Below are 23,723 nucleotides of genomic sequence, written 5' to 3'. Positions count from 1 at the left end.
CTTCAAAAAGGATGGAAAATGAAAATAGTAACTTTAATTTTATTACTACTATCTTCTTTTAACCACCTTTTTGCTGATTCTATTGAATCTGTTCTTAAAATAAAACCTCCAATAAAATATAATCAAAGTCAAAAATATGACAAAATAAAAAAATATAGCGATAACCAAACTGATAGTTATGGTAATAAATATGACTTTGGATTTGATATTGGTATAGATCAAGAGCTTATGACAATAGATAGATTAAAAATCGATGTTGGAACAAAATTTAAAGGTATTAATTAGATGAAAGATATAGAAAAAATAGATTGGGAAAAAATGGGAAATTTAATACCTATTATAACTCAAGATAGTAGTTCAAATGAAGTTTTAATGCTAGGATACACAAACAAAGAAGCTTTAGAAATTACACTAAAAACTGGATATGCACACTACTTTAGTAGAAGTAAGCAAAGAATCTGGAAAAAAGGTGAAAGCTCAAATCACACTCAAAAAATTGTAGATATTTTTCTTGATTGTGATAATGACACACTTTTATTTAAAGTAATTCAAGAAGGAGTTGCTTGTCACACAGGAAGAAAATCTTGTTTTTTTACAAATCTACAAAATGAAAAAATTGTTGAAGAGGTTTTAGTTGATACTTCAAAAACTTATAGTGTAATAGATAATTTATACCACACTATACAAAAAAGAAAAAATGAAGATATTACAAAATCTTACACTGCAAAACTTTTAAATGGTAACCAAAACTCTATGCTTAAAAAAATTGTAGAAGAAGCTGGTGAATTCACTTTTGCAATAAAAGATAAAAATGAAAATGAAGCAATATACGAAGCAGCCGACATTACATATCATGTTTTAGTAGCTCTTGCAAGTCTTAACATAAATCCTGATAGAGTAAAACAAGAATTAGCAAGAAGATTTGAAATCTCAGGAATAGAAGAAAAAAACTCAAGAAACAGATAAAAATTATTAATATTTCTTATACAACTAAGTTGCATTTAATAATTGCTTGTTATAATGCTCGCAACAAAAACTAAAAAAAGGAGTTTAAATGACAAATAGCTGTCAACACTGCTCTAAGAAAATACCAATTTCAAAAGTTTTTTGCTCTCCAGCTTGTAAAGAGAACTATTTTCAAAAAATTGCAATTTCAGTTCCAAAACCTTTTGTAAAAAAATTATACTTTTTTTGTACAGAAGAGGAGAAAAGCTATGAAATCAAAACTTTTGCTAAAAGACACAATTGGCATGAAGAGCTAGTAATAGAAAAAGTAGAAGAACTATTTCAAGAGTATTATAAGTGTGGATAAATTCCACACTTCTTCAAAATAAAAAATGGCACTTTTAAATAATCAAAAAAATATCTTACCGCTTAGTAGTATTTCAGAACTTCTAAATACAAAAACAAGAACTTTAAAAATGTATGAAGAAAAACTTCTTCTACCTTTAGAAAAAGATAAAACTATCAAAAAACTATACTCTATTGATGATATAAAAATGATAGCATTTGTTCACTATCTAGCAACAATTAAAAAAATAAACTCAAATGGAATCTCTTATATTTTAGAAATATTAGAAGATAATATGGATTCAAAACATAAGCAAGAATTTCTAAAAATTATTGAAAAAAAGCTTGAAACTCTATCAAGTTCTGATTCAGAAAAACTAGATAACTTTTAATTTATCAAATTTCTCACAACCCCCTATAAACCTATATTTATTGCTACAAATAGTTTAAAAATATTTATGTATTAAGCTATATCTTATTTTAAAATGGTATAAATTCTACTCATAGTTTGTAAATATTTTACATAGAATCTGTAAAAAATTTACATAATTTATACTAAAAAGGAGTATTATGGAATCCAGATACACCATAAGAAAACCAGAAAAAAATGACGCTAAATATATATATGATTTAGTGAAAAGAAGTAAAGTCTTAGACTTAAATTCGCAGTATTTGTACCTTCTTCAAACAACTCACTTTAAAAATAGCTGTAGTGTTGCTCTATTTGAAAACCAGATTGTTGGTTTTGTTTCAGGATATTATTTACCAAATGAAAATGACACACTTTTTATTTGGCAAGTAGCTGTTGATGAAAATCATAGAGGAAAAAATCTAGCTTTAAATTTAATAGATAATATAGTTTCAAGAAAAAATATAAAATATTTAATCTCAACTGTATCACCTTCAAACATCTCATCGCAAAGAGTTTTTGAAAAGTTTGCAAAAAAATATGAAGCAAATATAGAAAAAAATACACTATTTTTTATAGAAGATTTTATTAATGCACACGAAGAGGAAGTTCAATTTAAAATTGGACCAATAAAATAAAGGAGAAAAAATGAGAATATTCGAAAATTTAGAATCAGAAGTAAGAGGATACATAAGAAGTTTCCCAACAATATTTAAAAAAGCAAAAGGTGCTATTTTAACAGATGAGCAAGGAGTTGAATATATCGACTTTTTTGCAGGAGCAGGAACTTTAAATTATGGACACAATAATGAACATATAAGTAAAGCATTGATTGAGTATTTACAAGAAGATGGAATAGTTCATGGTTTAGATATGGCAACAACTGCAAAAAAAGAGTTTTTACAAACTTTTGAAAGTTTAATTTTAAAACCAAGAAATCTTGAATATAAACTACAATTTACAGGACCAACAGGAACAAATGCCGTTGAAACTGCCTTGAAATTAGCAAGACTTGTAAAAGGAAGAAGTAATGTTGTTGCTTTTACAAATGGTTACCATGGACTTTCGCAAGGCTCACTAGCAGTTACAGGAAACAATGAGTATAGAGATGAGAGTTATATAAGTAGAACAAATGCTACTTTTATGCCATTTGATGGCTATTTTGGAGATGTGAATACACTAACATATTTTAGAAAGTTTTTGGAAGATGGAAGTAGTGGTGTGGATTTACCAGCTGCTGTTATACTTGAAACTATTCAAGGTGAAGGTGGAATAAATGTAGCTTCAAAAGAGTGGTTGCAAGAGCTTGAATCTATTTGTAGAGAGTTTGATATTTTATTAATTGTTGATGATATTCAAGTGGGTAATGGAAGAAGTGGAGAGTTTTTCTCTTTTGAATTTGCAGGAATAAATCCTGATATGGTAACCTTGTCAAAATCAATAGGTGGAGGTTTACCAATGGCACTTTTACTATTCAAGCCACATTTGGACCAATGGAAACCAGGTGAACATACAGGAACTTTTAGAGGAAATAATCTGGCATTCGTTGCTTCAAAAGTTTCATTAGACCATTATTGGCAAAATGACAATATCTCAAAAGCTGTCTTTTATAAAGAGAAAATTTTAAAAGAAACTTTAGAAAAAATTGCCACAAAATATAAAGATGATTATGAAATTGAAATAAGAGGAAGAGGATTAGCTTATGGTTTTGAAATTAAAAATGACAAATCAATGGCAAGTGATATTTCAGCTTACGCATTTCAAGAACAACTAATAATCGAAACTTGTGGTAGTGAAAGCCAAGTTGTAAAATTTTTGCCTCCATTATTAATTGATGAAGAGTTACTTATTGAAGGACTTAAAAGATTTGAAAATGCTGTTGATAGATTAATTATTGAAAGAAAAAATAATTTAAAAGGGGAGTTTTAATGATAGTAAGAGATATAAAAAAAGATGTAATTGGAACTTCAAAAGAGGTTTTTGCAAAAGATGGTCAATGGCTTAGTAGAAGAATGCTTTTAAAAGATGATGCCATGGGATTTTCATTTCATGAAACAATCATAAAAGCAAATACAAAAACACATATACACTATCAAAACCATCTTGAGGCTGTTTATTGTGTGGCTGGAAATGGGAAAATAGAGGATTTAAAAACAGGAGTTGTTCATGAAATTTATGATGGAGTTATGTATGCTTTAAATAATCATGATGAACATAATTTATATGGTGGAAGTGAGGATATGCGACTTATTTGTGTATTTAATCCACCAATTAAAGGAACTGAAAATCACGATGAAAATGGCGTTTATCCGCTTGTTGATTAAATTATAATTTGGATAGGTGCTCTACCTATCCAATCATACTTTTAGTGACAACCACATCCAGAGCCACAACCACCACTTTTTTTAGCTTCATGTTCAGCTTTAATCTTTTGTCCCTCAGTAGAACAAGCACTTACTCCTGCTGGCATAATTGGCTGAATAGCCTCATTTGAAACTTTATCTTGATTGTCAAGCATAGATATAAGTTTATCAGCAGCCATCATATATCTTTTTGCACTTATTGATTCAGGTTCAAAATAAACTATTGGTTTTCCACTATCTCCACCAACTCTAATAGCAGGTTCAATTGGAAGATGAGCTAAAACTTGAGTATTGTACTCCTTTGCTAACTCATCACATGTTCCTGTTCCAAAAATATCAGATTCAGTATTACATGATGGACAGATAAATCCACTCATATTTTCAACAATCCCAGCAACTGGAATATGAAGCTTAGAGAACATATCTAAAGATCTTCTACTATCATCAAGAGCTACATGTTGAGGAGTTGTAACATTTATTCCAGCACTAACAGGCACACTTTGAGCCAGTGTTAATTGTGCATCTCCTGTTCCTGGAGGCATATCAATAAATAAAATATCTAACTCTTCCCATAAAATATCTCTTAAAAGCTGTTGGATTGCCTTCATAACCATAGCGCCTCTCCAAATAACAGCTTCACCCTCTTTCATCAAAATTCCCATAGACATAACATCTACACCATAAGCGTTTAGAGGTTTTGCTTTATTTCCTATTACTTCAACTTCTTGTCCATTTACTCCCATCATTCTAGGAATATTTGGTCCATAAATATCAGCATCTAAAATACCAACTTTTTTACCTTGCATAGCTGCTGCAATTGCAAGGTTTACAGTTGTAGTTGATTTTCCAACTCCACCTTTTCCGCTACTTACCATTACAATATCTTTTATTTGTGGTGCAATATTTTGACCACTCACGCTATTGCTTTTTTGTTGTTCCTCTTTTGGCTTATTAAAAACTAAAGTAACATTTAAATTAGAAAGAGCTTTTGGAATCTCTCTTCTTAATTCATCTTCAACCTCTTTTGATGTTGAAGTAATATCTAATAATATTGTGCAAGAATTTGCATCTAATTTAATATCCTTTACAAATCCAAAATCAACAATTGATTTTGAAAAACCAGGGTATTTTACATTTTCTAATGACTTTTTAATATCTTCTATATTCATTTTAAATCCTTTTTTATAGGTTCCCTATAAAAAAGGAACCATATCACATAAACTACTTTTCATCGGAATTTATAAAAAATTCCTCTTCATAGCGTAGTCTTGTAGCAAACGCAGTGAAGCTAAAAAGTAGCAAAATCCTAAAGGGCTTCGAGAACGAAGCCTTATTTCAGAGGTTCCCTATAAAAAAAGGAACCATCTCATAACCAGAAGAGTATTATATTTTAATTAGGATAATTTTTATCTTAAATCACCCTACCATATTATCTATTGCTTCACCATGCTCTTTTACAATTTTTTGAGTTATCTTATATGAACAAAATTTTGGTCCACACATTGAGCAAAATTCTGCTTCTTTAAATACATCTTGAGGTAAAGTTTCATCGTGATATTCACGTGCTCGTTCAGGGTCTAAACAAAGTTCAAACTGTCTATTCCAATTAAACGCATATCTTGCATCACTCATTTCATCATCAATATCACGTGCGCCTTTTCTTCCTCTTGCAATATCAGCACTATGAGCTGCAATTTTATATGCAATAATTCCATTTCTAACATCTTCAGCATTTGGTAATCCTAAATGCTCTTTTGGAGTAACATAACAAAGCATACTTGCTCCATGCCATCCACCAACAGCTGCACCAATTGCACTTGAGATATGATCATATCCAGCAGCAATATCAGTTGTAAGTGGTCCTAAGATATAAAAAGGAGCTTCATGGCAATACTCTTTTTCTATCTTCATATTTCTCTCAATTTGATTTAAAGGAACGTGTCCTGGACCTTCTATCATAACTTGAACATCTTTTTCCCAAGCTCTAAGTGTCAAATCTCCAAGAACTTTTAGCTCTCTTAGTTGTGCTTCATCACTAGCATCTGCTAAACATCCTGGTCTTAAACTATCACCCAAAGATAAAGATACATCATACTTTCTACAAATATCTAAGATTTTATCAAAGGCTGTATTAAATGGATTTTCTTTATGATAATGCATCATCCACGCAGCCATCAAGCTTCCACCTCTTGAAACTATTCCCATCTTTCTTTTTGCAATATGAGGCATAAATTCAAGCAAAAATCCAGCGTGAATTGTGAAGTATGAAACACCTTGTTCTGCTTGTCTTTGAATTACTTCAAGCATTTTTTCAATACTTAAATCCTCTATTTTATCTTTTACATCATGTAAAATTTGATAAATAGGAACTGTACCAATTGGAACTGTAGAGTGAGATATAACAGCTTTTCTAATCATATCCAAATCTCCACCTGTACTTAAATCCATAATAGTATCAGCACCATATTTTAAACAAACATCAACTTTTTCAATCTCTTTACTAACATCACTTGCTAGTGCTGAGCTTCCAATATTTGCATTTATTTTACAAGAACTTGCAATTCCAATAGCCATCGGAATTTGATTTGTATGATTTACATTTGCAGGAATTATAAGTCTTCCTCGAGCAATTTCACTTCTTATAAACTCAACATCAAGGTTTTCAACTTTTGCTACAAATTCCATATGAGGAGTAATAATGCCTTGTTTGGCATAATACATTTGTGTTCTTACTTCATCGTTTTTGTGCTCTTCTAACCATTTGTGTATATCTTGCATTTTTGCTCCTAAATTAATATTATTTTCTTTATTGCTAAGACAAATTTTGAGCAAAAAAAAAGTACTCTCTAAAAGAAAGTACTTTTTATTAAATTTTATCTATTTTAACTTTATAAATTTAATTTTTAAAACTTACTTCCTACGCTGGTCTTAACCATCAGGTTCAAAGGGTCAGGTTTTACCTTCTCAACGCCAAAGCGTCCCCCTGCAATAAAAAAAATATTCTATCATAAAGAATGTTTAAAAGCATATTAATTTTATTTTATAGTTTAATTATATTTAATACCTATAGTATAAGTTACAATTTTATATAATCTTTCTTATTTCATATTAGGTTTTTAGACAAAATGATAAAAAATTTCCCAAAATATATACAAAATATACCAGCTTTACCAGAAATTATCATAGATTTAGATAGTTTTAGAAAATCAAAAAATAGAAATTTTAAACAACTTGCTATGATTATAAAAAAAGATAAGAATCTTCATTTAGATATTTTAAAAACTATGGATTTTCAAATATTTGACTTTTTGAATAAACCAAAAAATATACAAAATTTTATCTCAATTACTAGTTTAGAGTTTGTTTGTGCATTGGCAACATCTTTATCTTTTTGTAGAACTATAAAAACAAATCTATTTTCATATGCTGTTACTTTTGATGATTTTTTATATTCAAATACACTTTCGATGCTAATTGTTGAAATGTGGTTAAAAAATAGTGACAAAAAACTAAAAGATGAGCTTCTTATACCAGCATTTTTACAAGATTTATCAAAACCTCTTATTTCTAAAGCAATAAGCGAAAATAAACTAACTGAACAGTTTTTAAGTGAAATAAATAACTCAAGTATGAGCAAAGCTGAAGAGAAATTCATAGGTTTTAATGCCCAAAGAATAAGCTCAAATATACTTAAAAAATGGGGCTTAAGTCATAATATTATATTTCCAATTTTATTTTCAAAGGATTTAGAAAATTGCCCAAATGAGTTTAGATTAAAAGCTCTTATATTGGATATTGTTAGTCTTGTTTCAAATTTAAGAGAACCATTGTTGGAGCAAAACATAAAAAAAGCTATTAACGAAATTGAGTTATTTGGATTAAATAGTAATACATTTTTAACTACAATAAGTAACATAAATGACAATATAAAGAGTAATTATTAAAAGTATTATAAGTAACATTCAGCTAGTATATGTAACTTTTTTACTCAAAGGTCTATAATTGAAAGATATTACTTTAGTTATTTTATGTGCTGGAAACTCTACAAGATTTGATAATTTATGTAAAAAACAGTGGATTAGAGTTGATAATGAGCCTCTGTGGTTAAATGTCACAAATAGATTAAACTCTTTTTCTAACTTTTCAAAAACTATTGTAGTTTCACATAAAGATGAGCTAAACTATATGAAAAACTTTAGTGATGATTTTATTTTTGCCGAAGGTGGAGATACAAGACAAAATTCTATAAAAAATGCTTTGGAATTTGTTGATACTCCATATGTAATGATAAGCGATGTTGCTCGTGCTTGTATTAGCCAAAATATTATTTCTGATTTAATCAAAAATAAAAATAAAGCATCTTGTGTAGTTCCAATTTTAGATGTAAGTGATACAGTTATATTTGAGAAAAATACTATAAAAAGAGAAGATGTAAAACTTATTCAAACTCCTCAATTATCAAATACAAATATTCTAAGAAAAGCAATTTCAAAAGATATTGAATTTACAGATGAAAGCAGTGCTATAAAAAATATAGGTGAAGATATTTTCTATATAAAAGGTGATATTTCTAGTAAAAAACTAACTTTTGTAGAAGATATTTCACAAATTCCATGCTTAAAAGCTCCAGCTAAAACACAATTTGTTGGAATGGGATACGATATTCATAGCTTTGAAGATAAAAAAGAGATGTTTTTAGGTGGTGTAAAATTGCCATATGATTATGGATTTAAAGCCCACAGTGATGGCGATGTTTTAATCCACTCTTTAATTGATGCACTTTTAGGAGCTATTGGAGCTGGCGATATCGGAGAGTTTTTTCCAGATACTAGTGATGAGTTCAAAGGAATTGACTCTAAAATACTCTTGAAAAACATTCTAAACTTTGTAAATAGTGTTGGATATGAGGTTATAAATATTGACATTACAATAATTGCACAAAAACCAAAAATTAATCCACACAAAAATGAAATAAAAAGTAGTTTATCAAAACTTTTAAATCTTCCAAAGCAGTTTATAAACATAAAAGCATCAACAGCTGAAAAGCTAGGTGCTGTTGGAAGAGAAGAAGGTGTAGTTGTGCAAGCTATGGCAAATTTAAGATATTACGATTGGACTAAATAAAATGAATATATTAATAATTGAAAATGAGGTTTACCTAGCACAGAAAGTTGTTTCAAGACTTCTTGATGATGGTCATAACTGCGATTTTGTAGAAAATGTAAATCTTGAAAATTTAACAAAAGAGTATGATATTGTACTTCTTTCAACATCAATCTCAAGTTCTATAGTAAAAGGTGTTATTAAAAAATATGGTCAAAATTCAATAATACTTCTTTTAGTATCTTATATTTCAGATGAAACTGTAACAAACCCTATTAAAGATGGGGCAAAAGATTATATTATGAAGCCATTTTTAATGGATGAATTAGTTAGAAAGATTTATCACTATAAAGAGTGTAGAGCTATAAGAAGAGAGCTTAAGGTATTAAAAGATTATTTCGAATTTACTATGAGTGATATTGATATAAAAGATGTATTAGTTCCTCTTTCATTCCCTTTATTAATAGAGACAAATTTTCAAAGTTATGCTGATAAACTTGTTTTTGAAATTGCAAAAAAAGTAGATTTACCAATAAAATTTATCTCTTTATCTTCAGCAAATTGGCAAAAACAGATAACAAATAATTTTGAAAGAACTATTATTTACCTTACTGATTATCATACTTTGAAAAGAAATGTAAAAGATCAACTAATAAAACAGATTCTAGATAAAAAATGTGTAATTTGTTCTTTAGAGAGCGATGATGAATTTACTCACAAAAAAGTAGTTTTTAATAGTAAAAATAAATCTTTAGATCATAGTCAAATTATGTCAATAAACGATTATATAAAAACTATAGTAATAAATCATCAAAATAGATACCCTGATACTGAGCTTTCAAAAAGGTTAGGAATATCTAGAAAATCTCTTTGGGAAAAGAGAAAAAAACTAGAAATTGATAAAAAGAAGTAACTATGAATTTTAGAAAATTTTTCTTAACTGTTGGATTTAGTGGATTAAGTCCAAAAGCACCTGGAACTGTTGGAAGTTTTGTATCTTTAATTTTAGGAGTTATTTTACTTGAGTTTTTACACACATCATCTCTATTTCTACTATCTATTTTAATAACTATAATAGCTATAAAACAAATAGATCTTTATGAAAAAGAGATTGGGAAACACGATAGTAGTGAAATTGTAATAGATGAATTAGCTGGTATGTGGATAGCTTTAGCTATTTGTGGAATAAATAGTGAAAATGTTTTCATTTTAGCTCCTGTTGCTTTTATATTTTTTAGAATCTTTGATATTTGGAAACCATCTATTATTGGGAAAATAGATAGAGATGTAAAAGGTGGATTAGGAGTAATGGGCGATGATGTTGTTGCTGGAATTTTTGCTGGAATTTGTACAGCTGGAGTTTGGCAATTAATTGAAAAATTTGTTATTTAAAAAATAGAATTTATAGATTAAAACAAAAAGGGCTTTTATAGCCCATTTGCTTCGATAAGTCTTGATTGATGATCAGCAATAAGAGGATCAATTACCTCATCAAACAGACCATCTTGAAGAATATAGTCAAGTCGATATAAAGTTAGATTTATTCTGTGGTCACTTAGACGATTTTGTGGAAAATTATAAGTTCTAATTCTTCCACTTCTATCTCCAGTTCCTACTTGCTCTTTTCTATTTGCACCCTCAGCTTCCATCTTTTTTTGCATCTCAATTTCAAAAAGTTTAGCTTTAAGAACTTTCATGGCTCTATCTTTATTTTTGTGTTGAGATTTTTGGTCTTGATTTGTTACAACAATACCTGAAGGAATATGAGTAATTCTTACAGCAGAATCGGTAGTATTTACAGATTGTCCACCATTTCCACTTGCACGCATTACATCAATTTTAAGGTCATTTTCATTTATCTCAACTTCAACATCATCAACTTCTGGCATAACAGCAACTGTAATTGCAGAAGTGTGAACTCTACCTTGAGACTCTGTTGCTGGAACTCTTTGAACTCTGTGAGTTCCACCTTCAAATTTTAGCTTTGAGTAAACATGGTCACCCTTTACAAGTATTACAATCTCTTTATAGCCACCAGCTTCACTATCACTTGAACTCATTATTTCAACTTTCCAGTCATTGTTTTCTGCATATCGCAAATAACCACGAAACAAATCTCCAACAAAAAGTGCAGCTTCATCTCCGCCTGTTCCAGCTCTAAGCTCCAAATATATATTTCTATCATCATTTGGATCTTTTGGAATCATAAGAAGTTTTATCTCATCTTCCAAAATAGGTTTTTTCTGCTCAAGCTCTTTTAACTCTTCTTTTGCTAAATCACCCAGCTCAGAATCATCAAGCATACTTCTGTTCTCTTCAATATCTTCAAGAACTTTTATATACTCTTTTGCTTTTCTAACAATTGGTTCTATACTTGATTGCTCTTTTGACAGTGTTGTCATTCTTTTTATATCACTAGTTATATCAGGAGACATCAATAGATTTGTAATCTCCTGCGATCTAGCAATAAAAGGTTGGAGTTTGTCTTTTAACATAAATTATATAGCATTTACTTTTAGTTGAAGTCTGCTTACTTTTCTAGAAGCTGTACCTTTTGCTAAAATACCTTTTGAAACGCAGTGGTGGAAGTATTTATTTGCAACTTTCATAGCAACTACTGCTTTTTCTTTATCAGCACTTTCTACTGCTGCAATAACATCTTTAGTGATGTTTTTAATTCTTGTTTTGTAAAATCTATTTCTCATAGTTTTTACTAATGTTTGTCTAGCTCTCTTCTCAGAAGATTTATGATTTGCCATTTTATTTAACCTCTTTATAAATTTTTAAAGGATAGAATACTATCAAAAATAACTTAAATAGAGTTTAATTTTAGGAAGATTTAATGAAACTATTTGGAACAGACGGAGTTAGAGGAAAGGCTGGAGAGTTTTTAGATGTAATTACGGTTATAAAATTAGCACAAGCAGCTGGGATTCATTTTAGAAAACACTCAACAACAAACAAAATTATTGTAGGAAAAGATACAAGAAGAAGTGGATATATGATAGAAAATGCACTTGTTAGCGGCTTAACTTCAGTTGGTTACAACGTAATTCAAATAGGACCTATGCCTACTCCTGCTATTGCATACTTAACAGAGAGTATGAGATGTGATGCTGGAATTATGATAAGTGCTTCACATAATCCATTTGAAGATAATGGAATTAAATTTTTTGATAATCATGGTGATAAACTAAGCGTTGAAAGCGAAAAAGAGATTGAGAAAATTTTCAACAATGATGATTTGCTACAACAAAATCAAGCAGTTGAAAAAGATATTGGTTCTTCAAAAAGAATAGATGATGTGATTGGAAGATATATTGTTGTAATCAAAAGTTCTTTTCCAAAAGACTTAACTCTAAAAGGATTAAGAATTGTTCTTGATTGTGCAAATGGTGCTGCATACAAAGTTGCTCCTACAATTTTAGAAGAGTTAGGAGCTGATGTTATTACAATAAATAATAAACCAAATGGTTTTAATATTAATGACAATTGTGGAGCTATGCATCCTGAAAACGTTTCAAATTTAGTTCGTGAATATAGAGCTGATATTGGTCTTGCGCTTGATGGTGATGCTGATAGGCTAGTTGTTATTGATGAAAATGGAGATATAGTTGATGGTGACAATCTTTTAGGAGCTTTAAGTGTATATTTAAAAGAGGAGAATCTTTTAAAAGGAAATGCTTGTGTTGCAACAGTTATGTCAAATAAAGCTTTAGAAGACTACTTAGAAAAACATAAAATCAAACTTTTAAGAAGTGATGTTGGTGATAAATATGTACTTGAAGTTATGAAAAAAAATGGTGTAAATTTTGGTGGAGAACAAAGTGGACATATAATATTTTCAGATGCTGCAAAAACAGGAGATGGTTTGGCTTCAGCTCTTCAAGTTTTAGCTTTGATACTAAAATCAAATAAAAAAGCAAGTGTTGCTTTAAATCCATTTACTTTATACCCTCAAATATTAGAAAATTTAAAAGTTAGTGAAAAAGTACCATTAAAAGATATAAAAGGTTTAGATGAAATTTTAAAGCCAATTAGAGAAAAAGGCATAAGAGATTTGATAAGATACTCTGGAACTGAAAATAAAATTAGACTTTTACTTGAAGGTAAAAATAAAAAAGATGTTGAATCATCTATGAAAACTTTAGTAGAATTTTTCAAAAAAACACTATAAATAGGAAATAATTTGAAAAAAGAGTTAAAAATTGCATTGTTTATTTTTGCAACTATTTTTATTATAGATCAAGTTGTAAAATTTGGTTTTGCAAATTTAGGATGGGGTGCTACTGGAAGTTTTATGAATTTAGAACTTGCATATAACTATGGAGTAGCATTTTCTATGCTTGAGTTTTTAGCTGAATACTTAAAGTACATACAGCTTTTCATAGTAATTTTGGGAACTATTTATCTTCTTAAAAATAGAGATGTTTTTTATAAATACCATATTCCTATTGCACTTTTATATGCTGGTGGATTATCTAATATTTTAGATAGATTTACTTATGGTGCAGTTGTTGACTATTTTGCATGGCACTATATGTTTGAGTTTGCAATATTTAATTTTGCAGATGTTATGATAGATTTAGCAGTTGTTATAATTATAGTTATGCAAATAAAAGAGAGCAGAAAACAAAAAGTGGAATAATCCACTTTTTTATGCTTTTATCTTAGATATAGCTTTTTGAAGTCTTACAAATCCTTCATCTATTTCACTTTTAGATATTGTTAAAGCTGGTAAAAATCTTAAAGTATTATTCCCTGATTTAAGAACCATAACTCCACACTCAAAAGCAGTTTTTATTAAGCTTGCCAAAGTATCAGCATCTTTTACTCTTAATCCTCTCATAAGACCTAATCCAACATGAGTTATAAAAATATCTCTATTTGCTTCAAAGGTATCGTTTAGTTTTTTTGTAAAATATATAATAGTTTCATCCAAAGTTCCACTATCTTTTAAGTTTTCCAAAATATCCAAAACTTCCAAAGCAGCAGCGGTTACCAAATAGTTACCACCAAAAGTACTTCCATGGTCACCAGCTGTCCAAATATCTTTATGTTTTGTAATAACAGCACCCATAGGAACACCTCCTCCTATACCTTTTGCCAAAGTTATAATATCTGGCTCTATTTCATATAAATTTGAAGCTAAAAACTCTCCAGTTCTAAATACTCCTGTTTGAACTTCATCAATAATTAATAAAATATCATTTTCTTTTAAAAATTTTGCCAACTCTTCTATTTTTTCTTTATCAAATGGAAAAACTCCACCCTCACCTTGCACAAGCTCTATCATAACAGCAACTGTTTCATCATCTATTGCATTATAAACATCATCTATTGCATTAAATGAGAATCCATCTGGGTATGGAGCAAACTTGCTTTGATGAAAAGAGCTTTGACCTGTTGCTTTTACAGTTGTGATTGTTCTTCCATGAAAAGAGTTTTCCAAAGTTATGATTTTGTATCTTTTCTTCTCAAAATTTAACTCTCCATAAGTTCTTGCTATTTTTATAGCTCCTTCATTTGCTTCAGCTCCACTGTTTGAAAAAAAAGTTCTTACATCGTATCCGCTAAGCTCTTTTATTTTTTTTGCTAAAAGTGCTTGAGGTTCTATTGCGTATAAATTTGAAGTATGTGTAAGATTTGAAACTTGATCGAAAATTCTTTTTGCAACTCTAGCATTTCCATGACCTACACTTGTAACTCCAATTCCTGATGTAAAATCTATATAATCTATATTTTCATCATCATAAAGTGTTGCATTTACACCTTTTTTGAAGTTTACATAATTTCTTGCATATGTATGTAGCACATAATCTTTATCTAATTTTTCTATATCTTTCATTATTCTTCCTGATTAATCAATAATTTTTTATGAATTATAACTATAAATAATTAAATCTTACTAGTTATCATCATTTATTGCTGCTGAATAATATCTATTTAAATCAAACAATCCATACTCCAAAGAATTTGATTTTTTAAACTCTCTATCAAACCAATCAAAATGTTCCCAGAAATTTGGATTTGCTCTATTTATTGTGTAATATCTAATATGCTCTTTTAATTTTATTTTGCTTTCATAATTTTTTATAGTATTAAAGAAATCTAATATTTCATTTTGTTTTAAAACTATAAACATACTAGGATAAGAACTTACAAAACCTTCAATAAAATCTATATCATCTTTTGTTGGGTCGAGTCTTGATTCTTCATTAAACATCAAAGCGACATTATCATGCCATCTATTTACAATCATTGAATATATAAGATTTTCACCATTATCCATAATAATTCTAATTAAAATAGCATTTGCATCTCTATCTGTAAAATGCTTTGTAATTTTTGTGCTACCAGGAGCTGCTAAAGATTTAAAACTCTCTTCAATCTCCTCTTTTGTATTATAGCTATCCCTCAAAGGAGTTGGTTTATATGCTTTTTCTAAAAAATTAATTTTATCTCTTTTTGTTTTTGTATAATCAAGTACCATATTTGTAAACTCATATTTATAATCATTTGAATAATATTTTATTCCTGTTTCATTTTTTGAGGGAGAATAAACTGTAAGATATTTTGCTAACCAACCAATATACCAAGAGTTAAAATAATCCATTCTACTTTTTTTTGGTAAAAACTCTAAAAAATTATTCTCTCCTTCTACTCTTAATCTATCCATATGGGTTCTTACTAGTAACTGATGAGCAGTATTTCCAAATACATCAAAACCTGCAACTAAAGAGTAATATATTCTTTCTAACAGAGGAAAATCTATAACCCAAAGAGTTTTTGGAACGCTTCCTACTGCTCCATACTCAAGTGAGGCTGTATCAAAATGTCTATAAACAGTTAAGATAGAATCATTATGATTTGGATTATTACTTTTTCTAATATGCTCTAGCTTCATTCCTTCTGGATAATATTTTTTATAAATATTTGCTCTATCTTCTTGATATTTTTTTGTCTCTTTTTCATGAGCTAGATTTTTAAAAGTTTCATATAAACTCGGATTTTCTCCTAGCTGATTTGGAATTTTAAGGTATTCAAAATTATCTTTTAAAAAGTTTTTATCTATTACACTAACATCATATTTTGGATCCATAAACATTATCCAAAAGTGATCTTGTATTACATTTAATGCAACTTGTCCTTTGCAAACAGGACCTTTTATAAATGTATTTATAAAAAAATATATATCATTTAGTAAAAACTCATATCTATTTTTTGCTGGAATTTGCTCAAACACTGATAATGCATTTGGAGCTAAATGTTCATTATAAGAGATTATATAAGGCTTTTCTTCCCAATTTGGTTTTATAAAAGTATCATTATAAAATTTTAATTTCTCATCATTAAACTTAACAACCATATGAGTTTTATGAACAATTGTACCTTCAACTTTTTGCAATCTATAATAAAACTTCTCTTTTATCTCATCATAAGGAAATCTAGTAGGAATTATTTTTGGCTCATATCCAGATGGGCTACTAGATCGAATTATTTGAAAAAAGTTTTTACTATTATCGTCAAAAGATATATGAGCCAAAAACAGATGCTCATAAATATATCTTGCAGTTACTTGATTTTTTATACTTTTATCATTAAAAAAATCTTCATATTTTTGAATTTGGGCTTTTTCAAAGTCATTTATAGTATCTTTTAAAGTATCATCTATTGCTCCATTATCAAGCCAAGTCATAATAGTATTGTATTCATTTTTTGATAAGCCTGGAAAACCGTAAGGCATTGCTTTATGTGGATTTACTTCAAGATAATCTTCAAGTTCTTCTTTATTTTTTACACAAGATAACTTATCTGTTTCTGGAGAATATTTACCTTCTAATTTTGGATTTCTATCTTTTTCAAAAAGATACTGCATCATAATAGAAGCATTTGTATCTTCCATCTTATCAGTCATAGAAAAAAAGCCTTTATCTCTCCAATCTTTAGTATTTAAAGCATCAACAAATAGCCTAGTTGGATTTACAGATTTTATTCTTGTAGCATAAACCAAATCTTTTGAAGCTCCTCTATCAAGACCTGCAAATGAACCTAAATTTAGCTGACAAGGTGAGTTATAACAAGAGTGACAAGATACACATCTATTATCTAAAATAGGTTTTATATCTTTTGTAAAAGATATATCTTTATTAACTCTATCAAAATTTACTGGGTCAAGTGGTTTACTTGAACATCCAAAAAATAAAAATGATAAAATTAATATAATAAAGAGTTGAAGCTTCATAAAATTCCCTTGTTTTACTAAAATTCTTAGATTGTACAAAAAGTTTAATTTTAAAGTGCTTTTTGCTAAAATTCCAAACTAAAATCAAAGGAAAAAAATGAAACACCTAATTCGTACTTCTGACTTTACAAAAGAAGAGATATTTAAAATTTTTGATGATGCTAGAGAGTATAAAGCTACTAAATTTAGCAAAGTTTTAGAAGGTAAAATCATTGTTACACTCTTTTTTGAAAACTCAACAAGAACGAGAAGCTCTTTTGAAATAGCCGCAAAAAGACTAGGAGCTGAAGTAGTAAATCTCGATGTTGGTACATCTTCACAAAAAAAAGGTGAAACAATGTACGATACAGTTTCAAATATAAATGCTATGAACCCTGATGCTATAATTATTAGACATAGTGTTCACGGTCTTCCAGAGAGCTTAATAGGTTATGTAGATTGCCCTATTATAAATGCAGGTGACGGAAGACACTCACATCCAACTCAAGCTTTATTAGACCTTTTTACAATTAATGAATATTTTGATGGAAAAATAGAAGGTAAAAAAATAGCAATAGTAGGTGATGTAAAAAACTCTAGAGTTGCTGGAAGTAATAGAAGATTACTTCCAAGATTTGGAATTGATGTAAATTTGGTAGCTCCTGATTGTTTTAAATACGAAGGAGATGAATTTAAGCAGTTTGATAATATTCAAGATATAGTTGATGAAATGGATATTGTTATGAGTTTGAGAAGCCAGCTTGAGCGTCACAATATTACATATTTTGAATCACTTCAAGAGTATGCAAAAGATTTTTGTATTACAAGTGAATTAATGGATAGAAAAGAGTTCTTACTTCTTCATCCAGGACCTGTGAATAGAAATATTGATATAACTGATGAAGTTTTAAAACATCCAAGATGTAAAGTTTTAGAACAAGTTACAAATGGAGTTGCTATAAGAGCTGCTATTTTAAAAAAATTAATCCTAGAGGATAAATAAATATTTACTAATTTTAAAGATAATTTAAATAAATTTGGCTCTTCTAAAGAGCCTTTTTTATTTTTAATCTCATATGATTTGAAAAAAATATATATAGAAAAACTAGACAATCTATCACAAAATATAAAATTTGAAATAAATAGTGAAAATAAAAAATATATAAAAGACTATACATTAAAAAAATATCCAATTAGTTTCGATGAATACAAAATAAAGTTTGATTTAATTCAAGATGAAATTAAAAATGGAAATAGCTATTTATTAAATTTAACTACAAAAACAAAAATAGATACAAACCTAAGTTTAGATGAGATTTATCAAGCATCAAGCTCTTTGTTAAACTTAAGAGTAAAAATAGATGATTTAGATTTTGTGTGCTTTAGCCCTGAAAAATTTATAGATATTAAAAACAACAAAATCTATACATATCCTATGAAAGGAACTATTGATACAATCTTAGATGATGCAAAAAATCTATTACTCAATAGTAAAAAAGAGTTAGCAGAACACACTATGGTTGTTGATTTACTAAGAAATGATTTAGGAAAAGTTGCAAAAAATATAAAAGTGGAAGAGTTTAGAACTTTTAGTAAAATAAGTACAAGAAATAGTGAACTTTTTCAGACAAGCTCAGTTATTTCTGGAGATTTAGAAAATAATTGGCAAGAAAAAATAGGAGATATTTTTTCAAATATTCTTCCTGCTGGAAGTATTACAGGTACTCCAAAAAAATCTACAATAGAAATTTTAAAAAATATTGAAAACTATGATAGAGGATTTTATAGTGGAATTTTTGGTATTTTTGATGGAATAAATCTTCAAAGTTTTGTACTAATTAGATTTATTGAAAATATAAATCAAGAACTCTTTTATAAAAGTGGTGGGGGAATTACAAGTGATAGCATTGCAAAACAAGAGTATGAAGAACTTTTAAATAAAGTTTATCTGCCATTTTAAAGGAAAAATATGTTTTTTGAAACAATAAAATGTGATGATTTTGAAATCTTTAATTTAGAGTATCATCAAAAAAGAGTTGCAAGAACTATTGGTAAAAATTTTGATTTACGAGAGTATATAAATCCACCAACAAATAAACTTTTAAGATGTAAAATAGTTTACAACAAAGATGAGATTTTGAGTGTAGATTATTTTACTTATCAAATAAGAGATATAAAAAGCTTTAAAATATTATTTGATGATAGCTTAGATTACTCAAAAAAATATCTAAATAGAGATAAACTAGATGAACTGTTTTTTAAAAAAGATACTTGTGATGAGATAATTATTGTAAAAAATGAAATAGTTACAGATACATCTATTGCAAATATAGCTATATTTTATGATGGAGTTTGGATTACTTCAAAAAATTGTCTATTAGAGGGAACTTGTAGAGCAAAATTGATTGAAAAAAAAGAGATATTTGAAAAAGATATAAGTTTGGATATGTTAAAAAATGCTTCTAAAATTGCACTTATGAATGCTATGATAGATTTTTATGAGATAAAAGATTTCAAAATAGAAGATTAGGTAAAGTAACTTTATTTTATTACTGAGGCAAAGCCTCAGAGATATTTTTAAGCTCTATTTTGCCATTTGAGCAAACTCTTTGCAAATACTAGAGTTTGAAGTTGGTGTAAATTCACTACTTATTTCATTTTTATTTTTATATTTTAAAGCAGCAGCAGTATCATTAAATACTTTAATATGAGTTACATCTGCAATATTTTTAATATCTTCACTTATCTTAAAATCACCATTTATACTACAAATTTCTACAGTTTTTTCACCTCTTATAGGGTGGCTTCCATATTTAATAGATTTAATCTTATCTACTTTTGCACCACTTGCAATTGCAAGTAAATAGTGTCCTAGACCAACTGCAAGCATTGGAATATTTGCATCTATTAATATTTTTATTTCAGCTATTTCATTTGTTAAAATATTTGGATTTCCAGCACCACTACTTAAAACTACTCCACTTATTTTACCTGCTTTAAAGCTGTTGATTATATCTTCTGATTTTGTAGAAGCGGGAACTACTTCAACTTCAAATCCTAACTCAACAAGTTCATTTAAAAATGATTTTTTAACTCCATAATCAATTACTAGAACTTTTTTATCACTCATTTGTGCCTTATTATATTCTCCAGTTTCATGATTCCAAACACCTGATTTATGGATATAAGCTTCTTTTGTTGAACTCTCTTTTACAAAATTGATTTCATCATATTTTTTTGCTTCACTTAATTTTTTTGCTAGTTCATCTTTTGAAGAGATTTGTGTAGATGCAATCATCATCATACTTCCCTCTTCTCTTACAATTTTTGTCAAAAATCTTGTATCAATATCACAAATTCCAACAACATTTTGCTCTATTAAAAAATCTTTTAGACTCATATCGGCTCTGTAATTTGAATAAAAATCGTGATAATTTCTAACAATTATACCTTTTGCATGAGCTTTAGAGCTTTCCATATCAACTATATTTGCCCCAGTATTACCAATTTCTGCAGCTGTAAAATTGATAATTAAACCATTATTTGAAGGGTCTGTAATAATCTCTTGCTGTCCAAATGTTGAGTTATTATAAACAAGTTTTCCAACAGCAGTTGTATCTGCACCAAAAGAATTTGCTTCTAAAAATATCCCGTTTTCTAAATAAATATATACTTTTTGCATCAAATTAATCCTCTTTTTATTAACTCTTCTTCATAAAGTCTATGATAAACCAAATCATAGTCCTCAGTACCTGGAATTAGCTTTCTCTTATAGTTTTTAAGCTTAGCTAATACTTCACCATCTGCTTTTTCAAACCCTTTTATGAAATCATCCAAAGAACCAAATATTACATTTTTTATTTGGTTATCTGAGCAAGTAAAATGTATATAATCCTCCTCCCATAGATAATCTAATATTTTGTGAGAAATATCAGAAAATCTATCTTCATTGTTTAAGATAACTCCAAAATCATTTGCAAGTCTTTTTTTTGTCATCCAAAAAAGTTGCCTTCTATCAGCATTTAGATACTCAATTTCATCTGTTTGAGCATCTAAAATCTCCTCTACTCTTTCATCCAAAGATTGCTCTTTAATAATATCTTCATCTAAAATTCTTTCAACTTGCTCTTCTATACTAGGCTTATCTTTTCTTGCTTCTATAAAATCACAAGTGATTAAATCTCTTGTAATTCTTCTTGAAAGGTATGTAGTTTGGTGTAGTCTTAATCTCATTTTATCCCCTTAAAATTGTATCATCTCGTTCTGGTGAAGTTGAAATAATTCCAACCTTTACATTTGTTATCTCTTCAATTTTTTCTATATATTTTTTTGCATTTATTGGTAAATCTTCATATTTTCTAATTCCAACAACACTATCCCAACCATCTATTTCTTCATAAATAGCTTCTACATTATCCATATTTGATGGCATATAATCAATTTTTTCTCCATTATAATAATATGCCACACAAACTTTAATTTTATCAAATCCATCTAAAACGTCTAATTTCATAAGTGCTAATTTATCACAACCATTTAATCTACTTGCATATCTAACTGCAACAGCATCAAACCAACCACATCTTCTTTTTCTTCCAGTTACTGCACCAAACTCTTTTCCAACTTCACCCATAGTTTTTCCATAATCAGTGAAATCTTCTGTTGGAAATGGACCATTTCCAACTCTTGTACAGTAAGCTTTTACTATTCCTGTTATATCTCCAATATCTTTTGGATTTAATCCCAAACCTGTACAAGCTCCACCACTAACTGTACTTGAAGATGTAACATAAGGATAAGTTCCGTGATCAATATCTAAAAGTGTTCCTTGAGCACCTTCAAGTAAAACTTTTTTATTGTTTTCAAGTGCTTTCCAAACCATATTTGTAGTATTTGTGATATATGGTGCTAATTTAGAACTATAATCTTCAAGCTCATTTAAAAGTTCAATTTTTGTAGGTGTTTTAATATCTAAAACATTAAAGATAGCTATATTTTGTTCAAAATATTCCAAAATATCATCACATAATTTTGAAGGATTTAATAAATCTCCTGCTCTAAAACCATTACGACTTACTTTTTCAGAGTAAGCTGGTCCTATTCCTTTTCCTGTTGTTCCAATAGCTTTTTCACCTTTTAATCTCTCTTTTGCTTGATCAATTAAAGCATGAAAAGGTAAATTTAAATGAGCTTTATCAGAAATATACAATCTTCCAACTAAGCTTCCAAATTGACTCATCTCTTTTAATATATTCAAAGGAGATACAACAACTCCATTTCCAATAATATTTATAGCCTTTGGATTTAAAATTCCTGAAGGAATTAACTGAAGTACATATTTTATACCATCAACCCAAATCGTATGCCCAGCATTGTGTCCACCTTGACTTCTACAAACCATATCATACTTTTGAGCAAGCATATCAACTATTTTACCCTTGCCTTCATCTCCCCATTGAATTCCAACTATTACATCTGCTTTCATTTTATCCCTCTAACATTTTTAATAAATTATCTGTGTATAATGCAAAACCAAGAGAGCTAATTCCATCTGCTTCATACATTCCGCCTCTACATAAAACTAAATTTTTATCTATTACTCTATAATAAACACCATTATAATATTTTAAACTTCCATAATACATAGGTGCAATAATAATATTTGAGTAATTCACCTCTCTTGATTTTTCCAAAAGAGTCTCTAGCTCTTTTTTCAAAATATTTGGTACTACTTCAATAATACTTTCTAAGCTTTTTATATCCTTTACTCTCAAAAGGCTATTTAGCCAATCACAATTTAACTTTAAAAGTTCAGATATTTCACCATTTTTAAGTATATCAATACTAATATTTAGCTCTGTGCTTATTAGTTTTGGTATATTTATATTTGATATTTGTAAAATTGGCTCTATTTTTATAGCTCTTAAAATATCTGCTGTTAAATTCATAATATCAGATATATTATTGTGCTCTATCCATTCACAACCAATTTGATAATCCTCTTTTGATGGATAAGAAAAAATAGGTTGCACATAAAACCATTTTCTATGATTTGTAGCTCTTCCCAATCTTTTTGTAATAATTCTTACAACATCTAAAGTAGAATCAGCTCTTAAAGAAACTTGTTCGTTTTCTTCATCTGAAAATTTTATTAGTTTCTTATTATCCTCAATAGACTGATGCTGAGAATATGAAAAATTTGGAGTTAGAATCTCTTCAAATCCATTTTTCTCCAAAATTTCACAAACACTATTTTCTAAAACTCTTTTTGCTTTTGCTGTTTTACCAAAATAAAGTCTGCTACCTTTTGGGATTTCGTGCTCAAAAATCATAA

The 23,723-nt window shown here is 28.6% G+C and carries 26 protein-coding genes and 1 riboswitch; of the genes, 16 read left to right on the top strand and 10 right to left on the bottom strand.

The annotated features are described in order from the left end of the window. The first annotated feature begins 18 nt into the window (after positions 1–18). The 7 genes from CJ670_RS01220 (at position 19) to CJ670_RS01190 (ending at position 4,023) form a co-directional block, all read left to right on the top strand. Positions 19–285, top strand: a complete 267-nt coding sequence (locus tag CJ670_RS01220; RefSeq protein WP_105911404.1) for a hypothetical protein — start codon at positions 19–21, stop codon at positions 283–285. Then, positions 286–966, top strand: coding sequence for a bifunctional phosphoribosyl-AMP cyclohydrolase/phosphoribosyl-ATP diphosphatase HisIE (gene hisIE / locus CJ670_RS01215; RefSeq protein WP_105938561.1), 681 nt, complete (start codon positions 286–288; stop codon positions 964–966). It begins immediately after the preceding gene. 88 nt (positions 967–1,054) lie between these two features. Beyond that, positions 1,055–1,312, top strand: a complete 258-nt coding sequence (locus CJ670_RS01210; protein WP_066156814.1) for a hypothetical protein — start codon at positions 1,055–1,057, stop codon at positions 1,310–1,312. Positions 1,313–1,337: 25 nt separating this feature from the next. Next, entirely contained in the window at positions 1,338–1,682 is a 345-nt protein-coding gene (locus CJ670_RS01205; protein ID WP_105911402.1) for a MerR family transcriptional regulator, read from the top strand. Positions 1,683–1,860: 178 nt separating this feature from the next. Next, complete coding sequence (ectA, locus tag CJ670_RS01200) at positions 1,861–2,337, top strand: diaminobutyrate acetyltransferase (RefSeq protein WP_105938560.1); 477 nt, start codon at positions 1,861–1,863, stop codon at positions 2,335–2,337. Between the two features lie 10 nt (positions 2,338–2,347). Further along, on the top strand, positions 2,348–3,628 hold the full coding sequence (ectB, locus tag CJ670_RS01195; RefSeq protein ID WP_105938559.1) for a diaminobutyrate--2-oxoglutarate transaminase: 1,281 nt from the start codon (positions 2,348–2,350) through the stop codon (positions 3,626–3,628). Then, the gene (locus CJ670_RS01190; protein ID WP_105938558.1) at positions 3,628–4,023 is read left to right on the top strand and encodes an ectoine synthase; all 396 of its coding nucleotides are present in this window, start codon (positions 3,628–3,630) and stop codon (positions 4,021–4,023) included. Before ectB ends, CJ670_RS01190 begins: the two co-directional genes overlap by 1 nt. A gap of 41 nt (positions 4,024–4,064) precedes the next feature. Here the strand turns inward: CJ670_RS01190 and CJ670_RS01185 are convergent, their stop codons facing one another. Next, the gene (locus CJ670_RS01185; RefSeq protein ID WP_105938557.1) at positions 4,065–5,231 is read right to left on the bottom strand and encodes an Mrp/NBP35 family ATP-binding protein; all 1,167 of its coding nucleotides are present in this window, start codon (positions 5,229–5,231) and stop codon (positions 4,065–4,067) included. Between the two features lie 247 nt (positions 5,232–5,478). After that, positions 5,479–6,840 carry a phosphomethylpyrimidine synthase ThiC gene (gene thiC, locus CJ670_RS01180; protein WP_105938556.1) on the bottom strand — a complete coding sequence of 454 codons (1,362 nt, stop codon included), beginning with the start codon at positions 6,838–6,840 and terminating at the stop codon, positions 5,479–5,481. A gap of 119 nt (positions 6,841–6,959) precedes the next feature. After that, positions 6,960–7,057: riboswitch (TPP riboswitch) on the bottom strand. Positions 7,058–7,187: 130 nt separating this feature from the next. Here thiC and CJ670_RS01175 point away from each other — a divergent pair. The 4 genes from CJ670_RS01175 to CJ670_RS01160 are packed head-to-tail and all read left to right on the top strand — an operon-like array spanning position 7,188 to position 10,557. Further along, complete coding sequence (locus CJ670_RS01175) at positions 7,188–8,006, top strand: HDOD domain-containing protein (RefSeq protein ID WP_105911396.1); 819 nt, start codon at positions 7,188–7,190, stop codon at positions 8,004–8,006. Positions 8,007–8,064: 58 nt separating this feature from the next. After that, the gene (locus tag CJ670_RS01170; RefSeq protein WP_105938555.1) at positions 8,065–9,186 is read left to right on the top strand and encodes a bifunctional 2-C-methyl-D-erythritol 4-phosphate cytidylyltransferase/2-C-methyl-D-erythritol 2,4-cyclodiphosphate synthase; all 1,122 of its coding nucleotides are present in this window, start codon (positions 8,065–8,067) and stop codon (positions 9,184–9,186) included. Position 9,187: 1 nt separating this feature from the next. Next, positions 9,188–10,078 (top strand): DNA-binding transcriptional response regulator, encoded by an 891-nt coding sequence (locus tag CJ670_RS01165; protein ID WP_105924793.1) that lies wholly within the window; start codon positions 9,188–9,190, stop codon positions 10,076–10,078. A 2-nt stretch (positions 10,079–10,080) separates the two neighbouring features. Then, a complete protein-coding gene (locus CJ670_RS01160) occupies positions 10,081–10,557 on the top strand; it encodes a phosphatidylglycerophosphatase A family protein (protein WP_105914015.1) in 477 nt (158 codons plus the stop codon). Positions 10,558–10,592: 35 nt separating this feature from the next. Here the strand turns inward: CJ670_RS01160 and prfA are convergent, their stop codons facing one another. Then, positions 10,593–11,660 carry a peptide chain release factor 1 gene (gene prfA, locus CJ670_RS01155; protein ID WP_105938554.1) on the bottom strand — a complete coding sequence of 356 codons (1,068 nt, stop codon included), beginning with the start codon at positions 11,658–11,660 and terminating at the stop codon, positions 10,593–10,595. Positions 11,661–11,663: 3 nt separating this feature from the next. After that, complete coding sequence (gene rpsT, locus CJ670_RS01150) at positions 11,664–11,924, bottom strand: 30S ribosomal protein S20 (protein WP_105911391.1); 261 nt, start codon at positions 11,922–11,924, stop codon at positions 11,664–11,666. Between the two features lie 83 nt (positions 11,925–12,007). On the opposite strand from rpsT, the gene glmM reads away from it, so the two are divergent. Together glmM and lspA are read left to right on the top strand one after the other, a co-directional pair. After that, a complete protein-coding gene (glmM, locus tag CJ670_RS01145) occupies positions 12,008–13,342 on the top strand; it encodes a phosphoglucosamine mutase (protein WP_105938553.1) in 1,335 nt (444 codons plus the stop codon). Between the two features lie 12 nt (positions 13,343–13,354). Continuing rightward, the gene (gene lspA, locus CJ670_RS01140) at positions 13,355–13,813 is read left to right on the top strand and encodes a signal peptidase II (RefSeq protein ID WP_105938552.1); all 459 of its coding nucleotides are present in this window, start codon (positions 13,355–13,357) and stop codon (positions 13,811–13,813) included. Between the two features lie 9 nt (positions 13,814–13,822). Here lspA and CJ670_RS01135 read toward each other — a convergent pair whose 3' ends face one another. Together CJ670_RS01135 and CJ670_RS01130 are read right to left on the bottom strand one after the other, a co-directional pair. Then, the gene (locus tag CJ670_RS01135) at positions 13,823–15,013 is read right to left on the bottom strand and encodes an aspartate aminotransferase family protein (protein ID WP_105938551.1); all 1,191 of its coding nucleotides are present in this window, start codon (positions 15,011–15,013) and stop codon (positions 13,823–13,825) included. Between the two features lie 60 nt (positions 15,014–15,073). Then, positions 15,074–17,410 (bottom strand): fatty acid cis/trans isomerase, encoded by a 2,337-nt coding sequence (locus tag CJ670_RS01130; protein ID WP_105938550.1) that lies wholly within the window; start codon positions 17,408–17,410, stop codon positions 15,074–15,076. Positions 17,411–17,507: 97 nt separating this feature from the next. Between CJ670_RS01130 and CJ670_RS01125 the strand changes: the two genes are divergently transcribed. The 3 genes from CJ670_RS01125 to CJ670_RS01115 are packed head-to-tail and all read left to right on the top strand — an operon-like array spanning position 17,508 to position 19,919. Next, the gene (locus tag CJ670_RS01125; protein WP_105938549.1) at positions 17,508–18,392 is read left to right on the top strand and encodes an aspartate carbamoyltransferase catalytic subunit; all 885 of its coding nucleotides are present in this window, start codon (positions 17,508–17,510) and stop codon (positions 18,390–18,392) included. Continuing rightward, a complete protein-coding gene (locus CJ670_RS01120) occupies positions 18,393–19,349 on the top strand; it encodes an aminodeoxychorismate synthase component I (protein ID WP_105938548.1) in 957 nt (318 codons plus the stop codon). It begins immediately after the preceding gene. A gap of 9 nt (positions 19,350–19,358) precedes the next feature. Then, positions 19,359–19,919, top strand: coding sequence for an aminotransferase class IV family protein (locus tag CJ670_RS01115; RefSeq protein ID WP_105938547.1), 561 nt, complete (start codon positions 19,359–19,361; stop codon positions 19,917–19,919). A gap of 54 nt (positions 19,920–19,973) precedes the next feature. Here the strand turns inward: CJ670_RS01115 and CJ670_RS01110 are convergent, their stop codons facing one another. The 4 genes from CJ670_RS01110 to CJ670_RS01095 are packed head-to-tail and all read right to left on the bottom strand — an operon-like array spanning position 19,974 to position 23,721. Beyond that, positions 19,974–21,071, bottom strand: a complete 1,098-nt coding sequence (locus CJ670_RS01110; RefSeq protein WP_105938546.1) for a carbamoyl phosphate synthase small subunit — start codon at positions 21,069–21,071, stop codon at positions 19,974–19,976. Next, on the bottom strand, positions 21,071–21,622 hold the full coding sequence (locus tag CJ670_RS01105; protein ID WP_105938545.1) for a DUF507 family protein: 552 nt from the start codon (positions 21,620–21,622) through the stop codon (positions 21,071–21,073). Before CJ670_RS01105 ends, CJ670_RS01110 begins: the two co-directional genes overlap by 1 nt. A gap of 1 nt (position 21,623) precedes the next feature. Beyond that, on the bottom strand, positions 21,624–22,874 hold the full coding sequence (locus tag CJ670_RS01100; RefSeq protein ID WP_105911381.1) for an adenylosuccinate synthase: 1,251 nt from the start codon (positions 22,872–22,874) through the stop codon (positions 21,624–21,626). 1 nt (position 22,875) lies between these two features. After that, positions 22,876–23,721, bottom strand: coding sequence for an ATP phosphoribosyltransferase regulatory subunit (locus CJ670_RS01095; RefSeq protein WP_105938544.1), 846 nt, complete (start codon positions 23,719–23,721; stop codon positions 22,876–22,878). Between the last annotated feature and the right edge of the window lie 2 nt (positions 23,722–23,723).

Source organism: Arcobacter cryaerophilus gv. crypticus (assembly GCF_002993025.1).
Classification (GTDB): domain Bacteria; phylum Campylobacterota; class Campylobacteria; order Campylobacterales; family Arcobacteraceae; genus Aliarcobacter; species Aliarcobacter cryaerophilus_B.
This window is presented reverse-complemented; position numbering and strand designations above follow the sequence as displayed.